Consider the following 12,217-nt stretch of genomic DNA (forward strand, 5'->3'; position numbering starts at 1 on the left):
ACATGAAAAGAATTAATTCTTATACTGAGTTAAAAGCTGCTGTTGAAGGGTACAAACCTCTTCTTGATTTAAGAAAAAAAGACGGCGTTGATAGTGTTCCTGCAAAAAGAGAAATATTAGTTTGTGGTGATACTGGATGTGCTTCTTCTGGTAGTATAAAAGTTTTAGAAGCTTTGCAAGATGAAATAAAAAAAGCTGGCCTTGAAGATGTTGCTAAAGTTGAATTAACTGGATGTTTTGGTTTCTGTGCTGTTGGCCCTATAGTAAAAGTTTATCCTGATAATGTTTTCTATGTACATCTTTCTCCAGAAGATGCTAAGGAAATTGTTGAAAGTCATATAAAAAACAATGTAGTTGTTGAAAGATTATTATTTGAAGAGCCTTCATTAGATAACTTAAGAGTTAATAACGAAAAAGATATGTCTTTTTATAAAAAACAAGAGAAAATAGCTTTAAGAAATCTTGGTGTTATACATCCAGAACGTCTTGAAGAATATTTAGCTAACGATGGATATTTAGGTCTTGGAAAAGCTTTAAATGAAATGACCCCTGAGCAAGTTGTCGACGAAGTAAAAACTTCAGGGCTTAGAGGTAGAGGTGGAGCTGGATTCCCTACAGGGGTAAAATGGGAAGCATCTGCGAAAAACCCTCCTGTTAACGGTAGAAAATTCGTTGTATGTAATGCTGATGAAGGTGACCCGGGTGCCTTTATGGATAGATCTTTATTAGAAGGTGACCCTCATAATGTATTGGAGGCTATGGCAATCTGTGGATATGCTATTGGTTCTGATATAGGGTATATCTACATAAGAGCTGAATACCCTCGTGTTATAGAAAGATTAAAAATAGCTATAGCTGCAGCTGAAGAAGCTGGGCTATTAGGTGAAAACATAATGGGTAGCGGTTTTAACTTCAAACTTGAATTAAAATATGGTGCTGGTGCTTTCGTTTGTGGTGAAGGTACTGCTTTAATGCACTCTATAGAAGGTAAACGTGGTGAGCCTAGAATGAAGACTTTCTCTTCTTCTAAACACGGTTTATGGAATGCTCCTACTTGCTTAAATAACGTTGAAACATTCGGTAATGTTCCAGCTATAATAACTAAGGGTTCTGATTGGTTTACTTCTTATGGTACTGAAGATTCTAAAGGTACTAAAGTTTTCGCATTAGGCGGAAAAATAAACAATGTTGGGCTTGTTGAAGTTCCTATGGGTACTACACTTAGAGAGATCGTTTATGAAATAGGAGGCGGTATCTTACATGATAAAGAGTTTAAAGCTGTTCAAACTGGTGGACCATCTGGTGGATGTATTTCTACTAAAGATTTAGATACTCCTATAGATTATAAGTCTTTAGCTTCTATAGGCTCTATGATGGGTTCTGGTGGTATGCTTGTTCTTGATGAAACTGACTGTATGGTTGAAATAGCTAGATTCTTCTTAGACTTCTCTGTTGAGGAATCTTGTGGTAAATGCACTCCTTGTCGTATAGGTACAAAGAGATTATATGAATTATTAAACAAAATCTGTGAAGGTAAAGGATGCGAACAAGACTTAGTTGATTTAAAAGATTTAGCATTAACTGTGAAAAACACTGCTTTATGCGGTCTAGGAAAATGCGCTCCTAACCCTGTACTAAGTACTATGGATTGTTTCTATGATGAATACGTAGCTCACGTTAAAGATCATAAATGTCCAGCAGGAAAATGTAGTTCTATGTTAGACTTTGTGATTACTGATGATTGTATTGGTTGTGGACTATGTTCTAAAAACTGTCCAGTTGATGCAATAAGCGGTGAAAAGAAAGAAAAACATATAATAGATACTGCTGTATGTATTAAATGTGGTACTTGTATAGAAAAATGTAAGAAGGGTGCAATTGTTAAAAGATAATTACGCTAAGGAGGGGTTTATTAATGAGTTTAGTTAATTTAACTATAAATGGCAAAGCTGTTTCAGTTCCTTCTGATACAAAAATATTAGAAGCTGCAAAACAAGTAAATGTTAAAATACCAAGCCTATGTCATTTACATATGGATGATATAAAATTTGATAATCATTGTGCATCTTGTCGTGTATGTATGGTTAGTGCTGGAAGAGGATTAGTTCCTGCTTGTGGTACATTAGTTAGAGAAGGTATGGTTGTAAACACTAATTCACCAGAAGCATTAAAATATAGAAAAAATGTTGTTGAATTAATGTTATCAGACCACCCAAAAGATTGTTTATCTTGTATTAAGAGCGGAAATTGTGAATTACAAGATATTGCTGCAGATTTAGGAATAAGAAGTGTCAGATTCTCTGATGGAGATCAATCTTATGTTCCTGTTGATACTTCTACTAAATCTATAGTTAAAGATCATGCAAAATGTATACTATGTAGAAGATGTGAAACTATGTGTAACGAAGTTCAAACAGTTGGTGTATTATCTGGCATCAACCGTGGATTTGGTACAGAAGTTTCTACTTTCTACGGTGTTGATTTAGTTGATACTAACTGCACTTTCTGTGGACAATGTATAAGCGTATGTCCAACAGGTGCTTTAATAGAAAAAGATAATACTGCTGAAGCTTGGACTGCTTTAGGTCAAAAAGAAAAACCAGTTATGGTTCAAACTGCTCCAGCTGTAAGAGTTGGCTTAGGTGAAGAATTTGGATTAGATCCAGGTTCTATATCTACTGGTAAAATGGTTGCTGCATTAAAAGCTTTAGGATTCGATTATGTATTCGATACTAACTTTGCAGCTGACTTAACTATAATGGAAGAAGCTAATGAATTTGTAAATAGATTTGTTAAAGGTGAAAAACTGCCTATATTAACTAGCTGTTGTCCAGCTTGGGTTAACTTTATGGAACATGAATATGCAGATTTATTAGGTTACTTATCTACTTGTAAATCTCCACAAAGTATGTTCTCTCCAATAGCTAGACACTACTTTGCTGAAAAAGCTTTAGATAAAAAACCTGATGAAGTTATAGTTATGTCTATAATGCCTTGTGTTGCTAAGAAATACGAAGTTTCAAGAGAAGAATTAGGTCAAGATGGATATTTAGATACTGATTTATCATTAACTACTAGAGAATTAGCTAGAATGATAAAAGAAGCTGGTATAGATTTAGCTAACTTAGAAGAAGCTGAATTTGATAGCCCTCTTGGATACTCTACAGGAGCTGCTGATATATTCGGTGCTACTGGTGGTGTTCTTGAAGCTGCACTTAGAACTGCTTATCATGATATAACTAAAGAAGAAGCTCCATCTCTAGACTTTACAGTTGTTAGAGGTATGGACGGTATAAAAGAAGCTTCTTTGGAGATAGCTGGTCATACAGTAAATGTAGCTGCTGCAAGTAGTTTAGGAAATGCAAGAAAATTAATGGATGAATTAAGAGCTGGAACTTGCAAGTATCATGTAATAGAAATCATGGCTTGTCCTGGTGGATGTGTTGCTGGTGCTGGTCAACCTTATAATGGTGGAGACTATGATAAAGTTAAGGCAAGAGCTAAAGCTTTATATGAAATAGATGCGAATAAACCACAGCGTCTTTCTCATGCTAACCCAGATATCATCAAATTATATGATGATTTCCTAGGTGAAAGAGGCGGACACAAGTCTCATGAATTACTTCACACTGAGTATTATGATAAAAGTAATGTATATGCAGATGCTGAGTGTTAATAATTAATATTTTTCCTATTAATTGAAACTAAAAGAGAGTTATGAAATTTACAAAATCTCATAACTCCCTTTTTTATTTATTTATCAATTACATTAGATAATTTTTGTGTAAATTCTTGAGCCGCATCTATACCCATTCCCTTTTGTCTAAAGTTCATAGCTGCAACTTCAATTATCATAGAAGTATTTCTTCCTGGTTTAACAGGTATTACTAGTTTTTCAACTTGTCTTCCTAGTATTTCTTCATATTCTCTGTCTAAACCTAATCTATCATAATACTTTTGTTGATTCCAATTTTCTAGTTCAATTACTATATCAATAGCTTTTTGATTTTTTATGGCTCCAACACCATATAAACTTTTTACATCTATTATGCCTATTCCTCTGATTTCCATATAGTGTTTTAATATTTCAGGTGCTTGTCCTACTAATCTACTGTCATCCACCTTTCTAATTTCAACAGCATCATCAGCTACAAGCCTATGACCTTTTTGTATCAGCTCTAAAGCAGTTTCTGATTTACCTATGCTACTCTCACCTTTTATCAGTACACCTATACCATATACATCTACTAAAACTCCATGCATCGTAACATGGGGAGCCAGCTTATTATCTAAATAATTAGATAATCTATTAATAAATCGAGTTGTATTACATTTACTGCTTAAAACAACTCTGTTGTATTTTTTAGCACTTGCTATTATGTCTTCATCTATATCTAAGTCCCTTGTAACTATTAGCACAGGAATTTCATAAGAGAAAAACTTATCTAGTACTTTTTCTCTTTTTTCTTTTTTTATATTTTGAAAATAAGTATATTCTGTTCTTCCTATTATTTGAATTCTCTCATATGGAAAATACTCAAAATATCCAGCTAGTGGCAGACCTGTTCTATTTACATCTTCTGACTCCACGTAGTATTCCTTACCTTTTGGCATATATACTACTTCTAAATTTAAATCCTCAATTAATTGAGATATAGATACTATGTCTTTTACTGTTTCTATCAATTATTTACTCTCCCTTTCTAAAATAATCATAAATATTTTCTGCTACACTTTTATTTAACCCTTCTACCTTAGATAATTCTTCTACTGATGCGTTTTTTATATCTTCAATACTTTTAAAATGAGATAATAAGGCTTTTTTCCTTTTTTCTCCCACACCAGGAATATCATCTAAAGAAGATTTTGTTAATGATTTATTTCTCAAGCTTCTATGATAACTTATAGCATAGTTATGAACTTCCTCTTGAATACTAGCAACAAATCTATATAAATTTGATGTTTTATCAAGTTCAATTTCCTTAGAAGCACATATTAATCCTTTTGTTCTATGTTTGTCATCTTTATACATTCCCCATAAAGGAATATCTATTCCATATTTATCAAAAACCTTTTGTACAGCACTAACTTGACCTTTTCCACCGTCTAATAATATTAAATCAGCAAAATCCCCTTTTTTCAATCGTCTATCTACAATTTCTGCCATAGAATCATAGTCATTGGGACCTTCTACAGTTTTTATTTTATATCTTCTATATTCTTTTTTATCTTTAAGTCCATTTGTAAAAACAACCATAACACCTATGGAGTCTACTCCTTGTATGTTAGATATATCGTAGGATTCTATTCTTCTTGGTGGTTCTTCCAAGCCTAAAACTTCCGCCAGCTCTATTAAAGCGCCTTCACTTCTTTCATATTTTCTTTTGTTTAAATTAGAGAATTTTTCTAAATATTCCATAGCATTTTTCTTAACCATAGATATCAAGCTTTTTTTATCTCCTTTTTGTGGAACCCTTATAAATACTTTTTGACCTTTAATATTTGATAACCACTCTTCAAGAACTACCTGGTCTTCTATTCCACATTCAATTATAATTTCTTTTGGAATGTATTCTGCTTTCATATAGAATTGTTTTACAAAAGAGCTAAGTATAGATTCCTTGTCAGAATCTTTTGTTCCTTCTAATATGAAGTGCTCTCTTCCAACAATTTTCCCATGTCTAATGAAGAAAGATTGCACACAAGCCTCTTCATCATTATAAGCCATAGCAATAATATCTTGATTAACATCCTCTGTAGATACATCAATTTTTTGTTTTTGCATCATATCTTGAAGATTTATTATTTTATCTCTATATAGAGCCGCTTCTTCAAAATTAAATTCCATAGAGCATTTATTCATTTTTTCTTTTAAAATCTCTATTAAAGTTTCTTCTTTTCCAGATAAAAACAATATTATTTCTTCTATCATTTTATTATATTCTTCTTTTGAAACATTTCCAGTACAAGGTCCCACACATCTTTTTATATGAAGATTTAGGCAAGGCCTCATATTACTTTTTATAGCTCTTTCAATATCTACATTACAAGTTCTTATGGGATAAATATTTCTTATAACATCTAAAGTATCATTAACTGCTTCCACATTTGTATATGGCCCAAAATATTTTGCTTTATCTCTAAGGACTCTTCTAACTTTTAATACCCTTGGAAAATCTTCATTTACTGTTACTTTTATATAAGGATAAGTCTTGTCATCCCTTAGTAAAACATTATACTTTGGTCTATATTTTTTAATTAAATTACATTCTAAAATTAAAGCTTCTAGCTCTGAATCAGTGATTATATATTCAAATGATTTTATATTTTTAACCATTGATTTTACTTTAGAAGAATGATTTTTTGATGATTGAAAATACTGTCTTACTCTATTTTTCAATGAGACTGCTTTTCCAACATATATTATTTTATCATTTTCATCTTTCATTAAATATACTCCAGGTTCAGCTGGTAGTTTTTTTAATTGTTCTTGTATATCAAACACTTATATTCCTCCGAAATCAAAATTTGCTTCACCTGATCCATTACGTAAGCAAATCATTTTTGTTACTGCTTCAGGTACTACTTTGCTCAAAATTTTTATCCATAATTCATTCTATAATAAAACTTCTAATCTTTATATACATAAAAATTAGAAGTTTATATTTAGTCTTTGAGAATATTTAAATTTAAAACTTATTCAAAGTATTTTTTTAGAAATTGGCCAGTATAAGAACCCTCCACCTTAGATACTTCTTTAGGAGTTCCGGTAGCGATTATTTTTCCACCTTTATCTCCACCTTCAGGTCCTAAATCTATAATATAATCACTAGTTTTTATAACATCTAAGTTATGTTCTATAACAACTATAGTATTTCCTGTATCAGCTAACTTTTGTAAAACATGAATCAATTTATCAACATCCGCCATATGAAGTCCTGTTGTAGGCTCATCAAGTATATATAAAGTTTTTCCTGTTGGTCTTTTGCTTAATTCTGTTGCTAATTTAATTCTTTGCGCTTCTCCTCCTGATAACTGAGTTGAAGGTTGACCAAGTTTAATATAAGAAAGTCCCACATCCATTAATGTTTCAAGCTTTCTTTTTATATTTGGTATATTTTCAAAGAACTTTAAAGCTTCCTCTACATTCATATCAAGAACATCTGCTATAGTTTTATCTTTATACTTAACTTGTAGAGTTTCTCTATTGTATCTTTCTCCTTTACATACTTCACAAGGTACATAAACATCTGGTAAGAAATGCATTTCTATTTTTATTATACCATCACCTTTACAGGCTTCACATCTACCACCCTTAACATTGAAACTAAATCTTCCTTTTTTGTATCCTCTAGCCTTAGCTTCGTTTGTTGTGGCAAATAAGTCTCTTATTTGATCAAATACACCTGTATAAGTTGCAGGGTTTGATCTAGGAGTTCTTCCTATTGGGCTTTGGTCTATATTTATTATTTTATCTATATTTTCAATACCTTTAATTTCTTTGTGTTTTCCAGGTCTTTGTCTTAATCTATTAACTTTACTTGCTACACCTTTGTACAAAATAGAGTTGATTAATGAACTTTTTCCTGATCCTGATACACCAGTTATGCATACAAATTTTCCAAGAGGTATCTTTGCATTAATGTTTTTTAAATTATTTTCTGTGGCACCTTTAATTTCTATAAAGTTTCCATTACCTTCTCTTGTACTATCAGGTATTTCTATTACTTTTTTACCACTTAAATATAATCCAGTCATTGAATTCGGATTTTCTAAGATTTCATCTAAAGTACCTTGAGCTACTATTTCTCCGCCATGAATTCCTGCCCCTGGACCAATATCTACTACGTAGTCAGCTTCTCTCATAGTGTCTTCATCGTGTTCAACTACAATTAATGTATTTCCAAGGTCAGTTAAATGTCTCAAAGTTCCTATTAATTTTTCATTGTCTCTTTGATGAAGTCCTATACTTGGCTCATCAAGTACATATAAAACTCCAACTAAAGCAGAACCTATTTGAGTTGCAAGCCTAATTCGTTGTGCTTCTCCTCCTGATAAAGTTCCCGCTTTTCTTGATAAAGTTAAATATTCAAGTCCAACATCTTTTAAGAAAGATGCTCTTTCATTTATTTCCTTTAAAATTTCATGCGCTATAAATTTATTTTTTTCACTTAATTCTAAGTTTTGAACGAAATTTAATAATTCTTTTACAGATAAATCTGTAACCTCCATTATGTTTTTTTCGCCTATCAAAACAGATAGCACTTCTTTTTTAAGCCTATTACCTTTACATTTTGGACAAGGTGTTTCAGCCATATATTCTTCAATTTTATCTCTTGAATACTCTGAATTAGTTTCTCTATATCTTCTTTCAAGATTTACTATTACACCTTCAAAAGGAGCTTTATATTCTCTTCTTCCTCCAAATTTTGAATCAAATATAAATTGAACCATTACATTATTTTCACCATAAAGTAATTCTTGAACAAAATCTTCTGGTAAGTCTTTAAATGGTGTGTCTAGAGATACATTAAAATGTTCTGCTAAGCTTTGCACCATTTTACTATAATATGTATCATCACTTGTACTTACACTTCCCCAAGCTGCTATGGCTCCTTGTTTAATACTTAATTCCTTGTTTGGTATAACAAGATCTGGATCAACTTCTCTACTTTCTCCTAAACCTTTACATACATCACAAGCACCAAAAGGAGCATTGAATGAGAACATTCTTGGTGATAGTTCTTCAATTCCTATTCCATGTTCTGGACAAGCAAATTTAGTAGAGAATAAGATTTCTTCTCCATCTATTATTTGAGCTATAACAAGTCCATCAGATAATTTAACAGCTGTTTCTATGGAATCAGCAAGTCTTCCTTCTATTCCATCTTTCACAACTATTCTATCTACAACAACCTCTATATTGTGTTTTTTATTTTTCTCTAAATTAATCTCATCAGTTACTTCCTGATTTTCTCCATTAACCCTTATTCTTACGAAACCATCTTTAGCAATACTCTCTATAAGTTTTTTGTGCGTTCCTTTTTGACCTCTTACTACAGGAGATAAAATTTGAATCTTAGTTCTTTCAGGTAATTCAATTATTTTATCTACTATTTCTTGTATAGTCATTTGAGATATTGGTTCACCACATGTAGGACAATGTACATCTCCAACTCTTGCAAATAAAAGTCTTAAATAATCATAAATTTCTGTTACAGTACCAACTGTAGAACGAGGATTTTTTGATGTTGTCTTTTGATCTATAGATATTGCCGGTGATAATCCTTCTATATATTCCACATTTGGTTTTTCCATTTGACCTAAAAACTGTCTAGCATAAGCTGATAAGCTTTCCACATATCTTCTTTGACCTTCTGCATAAATAGTATCAAAAGCTAAAGATGATTTTCCAGAGCCCGATAGACCTGTGAAAACTATAAACTTATTTCTAGGAAGTTCTATACTGACATTTTTAAGGTTATGTTCTTTTGCACCTTTTACAATGATTTTATCTTCCATTAATTCTTTATCCTTTCTTCCAACTCTTTTATCTTATCTCTTAACTGAGCTGCCCTTTCAAATTGTAAGTTTTGTGCAGCTTCCATCATTTCTTTCTGTAGCGTTTCTATATTATTTTGAACTTCATATTCATCTTCGCTTTCAGCAATTCCAAATACAACTTCTTCATCAGCCGGTTTAAGTGTTTCTATGCTATTTCTAACTTCTTTAACAATAGTTTTAGGAATAATTCCATTTTCTTCGTTATACTGAGATTGTATTTCTCTTCTTCTCTTTGTTTCTTCAATAGTTGCTGCCATAGAACGTGTAATCTTATCAGCGTACATTATTACTCTACCTTCTGAGTTTCTAGCTGCACGTCCAACTGTTTGTATTAGTGAAGTTTCAGACCTTAAGAAGCCTTCTTTATCTGCATCTAATATGGCAACTAAAGAAACTTCAGGTATATCCAAACCTTCTCTAAGTAAGTTTATACCTACTAATACATCAAATTTACCCAGTCTTAGATCTCTAATTATTTCGGTTCTTTCCAGTGTATCTATATCTGAATGTAAATATTTAACCCTTATTCCTATTTCTTTTAAATAGTTCGTTAAATCTTCACTCATTTTCTTAGTTAAAGTTGTAATTAATACTCTTTCTTTCTTTTCAACTACCTTATTTATTTCGCCAACTAAATTATCTATTTGATTTTCAATTGGTCTTACTTCTATAACCGGATCAAGTAGACCGGTTGGTCTTATTATTTGCTGTGCCACAGTTGTAGAACGCTCTATTTCATAAGGTCCTGGTGTTGCAGAAACAAACAGTACTTGATTTATATTTTCTTCAAATTCAGAGAAGTTTAAAGGCCTGTTGTCATAAGCAGAAGGTAATCTAAATCCATTTTCTATTAATGATTGTTTCCTTGAACGGTCTCCTGCATACATTCCTCTGACCTGAGGAATAGTAACATGCGACTCATCCACTATTAATAAAAAATCATCTGGGAAGAAACTCATTAATGTATAAGGTTTTTCACCTTCTTCTCTTCCTGTTATATGTCTTGAATAGTTTTCTATTCCCTGGCAAGTACCTATTTCATTAAGCATCTCTATATCATATTTAGTTCTTTGTTCAATTCTCTGAGCTTCTATTAATTTATCATTTTCTTTAAAATATTGAACTCTTTCTAATAGCTCTTTTTCAATAGCTTCCACTGCATGAGCAACTTTTTCTGGAGTGGTAACATAATGCGATGCTGGAAATACTGCTATATAACTTCTCGTTCCCAAAATTTTTCCTGTGACATAGTCAATTTCCACTATTCTATCTATCTCATCCCCAAAGAATTCTATTCTTATAGCCTTTTCATCATCGCTTGCTGGGAATAATTCTAAAATATCTCCTCTAACTCTAAAAGTTCCTCTAACAAAGTTAATATCATTTCTTTCATATTGTATGTCTACTAATTTTCTTATAAGGGTATCTCTATCAATTTCCATTCCTGTTCTAATGGATAGCATAAGTTTTTTATAATCATCAGGATCCCCAATACCATAAATACAAGAAACAGAAGATACTACTATTACATCATCTCTTTCTAATATGGATGCTGTGGCTGAGTGTCTTAATTTATCTATTTCATCATTTATACTTGCATCTTTTTCTATGTATGTATCACTAGATGCCACATAAGCTTCTGGTTGATAGTAATCATAATAACTTACAAAATATTCAACTGCATTATTAGGGAAGAACTCCTTAAACTCACTATATAACTGAGCGGCTAAAGTTTTATTATGAGCTAGGATTAAGGTTGGTTTCTTTACCTCTCTAATTATATTTGCCATAGTAAAAGTTTTACCCGAACCTGTCACCCCTAGTAATGTTTGAAATTTTTCATCCTTATTAATTGAAGTAACAATCTCTTTTATTGCTTCTGGCTGATCCCCTGTTGGTTTAAAAGCTGATTGAATTTCAAAATCCATATCTCCTCACTCCTTTAGAACATCCGTTCCGTATAATTACAATAATAATTATACCATAATAATTCTATTATTGACCTTTTGTATAAACATTTATTATAAAATTTATTCATTAATATATTACCCATTTAAAATAATTTAAATAATTTATAATATAATGTTTTAGTAAGAAAAATTTCCTTCTCTCATATAGCCAACAGATTATAGATGATTTATAATTCCTTAGTACATAAAAATGGAGCTTATTTTTATATAAGCTCCATTTAACATAATATCTTCTATATATAGTTAAAACAAAAAACCATGTATAAATTTATACATGGTTTCTATGAATAATTGGTGACCCATCGGAGATTCGAACTCCGGACACCTTGATTAAAAGTCAAGTGCTCTACCGACTGAGCTAATGAGTCATTATGGCGACCTGGAAGGGGTTCGAACCCTCGACCTCCAGCGTGACAGGCTGGCATTCTAACCAACTGAACTACCAGGCCGCATTATATATTTTAATGGTGGGACCAACAGGGCTCGAACCTGTGACCCCCTGCTTGTAAGGCAGGTGCTCTCCCAGCTGAGCTATGGTCCCGGGAATTAATTAAATTGGAGCGGGTGAAGGGGATCGAACCCTCACAGCCGGCTTGGAAGGCCGGAACTCTACCATTGAGCTACACCCGCATGGTGACTCATAGGGGAATCGAACCCCTGTTACCGCCGTGAAAGGGCGGTGT

6 protein-coding genes and 4 tRNA genes are annotated in these 12,217 nt (G+C 32.2%); 2 read left to right on the forward strand and 8 right to left on the reverse strand.

Features of this window, described 5'->3' with window-relative positions; all coding sequences use genetic code 11:
• Positions 1 to 2 precede the first annotated feature (2 nt).
• The gene (locus tag K0039_RS14910; RefSeq protein WP_228105864.1) at positions 3 to 1,892 is read left to right on the forward strand and encodes an NADH-quinone oxidoreductase subunit NuoF; all 1,890 of its coding nucleotides are present in this window, start codon (positions 3 to 5) and stop codon (positions 1,890 to 1,892) included.
• A gap of 23 nt (positions 1,893 to 1,915) precedes the next feature.
• Positions 1,916 to 3,676 carry an NADH-dependent [FeFe] hydrogenase, group A6 gene (locus K0039_RS14915; protein WP_228105865.1) on the forward strand — a complete coding sequence of 587 codons (1,761 nt, stop codon included), beginning with the start codon at positions 1,916 to 1,918 and terminating at the stop codon, positions 3,674 to 3,676.
• Between the two features lie 77 nt (positions 3,677 to 3,753).
• Here K0039_RS14915 and hprK read toward each other — a convergent pair whose 3' ends face one another.
• From hprK to K0039_RS14955, 8 genes are all read right to left on the reverse strand, one after another.
• Positions 3,754 to 4,614, reverse strand: a complete 861-nt coding sequence (hprK, locus tag K0039_RS14920; protein ID WP_416390116.1) for an HPr(Ser) kinase/phosphatase — start codon at positions 4,612 to 4,614, stop codon at positions 3,754 to 3,756.
• A gap of 76 nt (positions 4,615 to 4,690) precedes the next feature.
• Entirely contained in the window at positions 4,691 to 6,505 is a 1,815-nt protein-coding gene (gene uvrC / locus K0039_RS14925) for an excinuclease ABC subunit UvrC (RefSeq protein WP_228105866.1), read from the reverse strand.
• A 191-nt stretch (positions 6,506 to 6,696) separates the two neighbouring features.
• Positions 6,697 to 9,522 carry an excinuclease ABC subunit UvrA gene (gene uvrA, locus K0039_RS14930; protein ID WP_228105867.1) on the reverse strand — a complete coding sequence of 942 codons (2,826 nt, stop codon included), beginning with the start codon at positions 9,520 to 9,522 and terminating at the stop codon, positions 6,697 to 6,699.
• Positions 9,522 to 11,492 carry an excinuclease ABC subunit UvrB gene (uvrB, locus tag K0039_RS14935; RefSeq protein WP_228105868.1) on the reverse strand — a complete coding sequence of 657 codons (1,971 nt, stop codon included), beginning with the start codon at positions 11,490 to 11,492 and terminating at the stop codon, positions 9,522 to 9,524. The genes uvrA and uvrB overlap by 1 nt, the downstream gene beginning before the upstream one ends.
• Before the next feature lie 334 nt (positions 11,493 to 11,826).
• A tRNA-Lys gene (locus K0039_RS14940) sits at positions 11,827 to 11,902 on the reverse strand.
• A gap of 4 nt (positions 11,903 to 11,906) precedes the next feature.
• Positions 11,907 to 11,983, reverse strand: a tRNA-Asp gene (locus tag K0039_RS14945).
• 16 nt (positions 11,984 to 11,999) lie between these two features.
• Positions 12,000 to 12,075 (reverse strand) — tRNA-Val (locus K0039_RS14950).
• Between the two features lie 15 nt (positions 12,076 to 12,090).
• Positions 12,091 to 12,164, reverse strand: a tRNA-Gly gene (locus K0039_RS14955).
• Between the last annotated feature and the right edge of the window lie 53 nt (positions 12,165 to 12,217).

Source organism: Terrisporobacter mayombei, from assembly GCF_020748465.1.
GTDB classification, from domain to species: Bacteria; Bacillota; Clostridia; order Peptostreptococcales; family Peptostreptococcaceae; genus Terrisporobacter; species Terrisporobacter mayombei.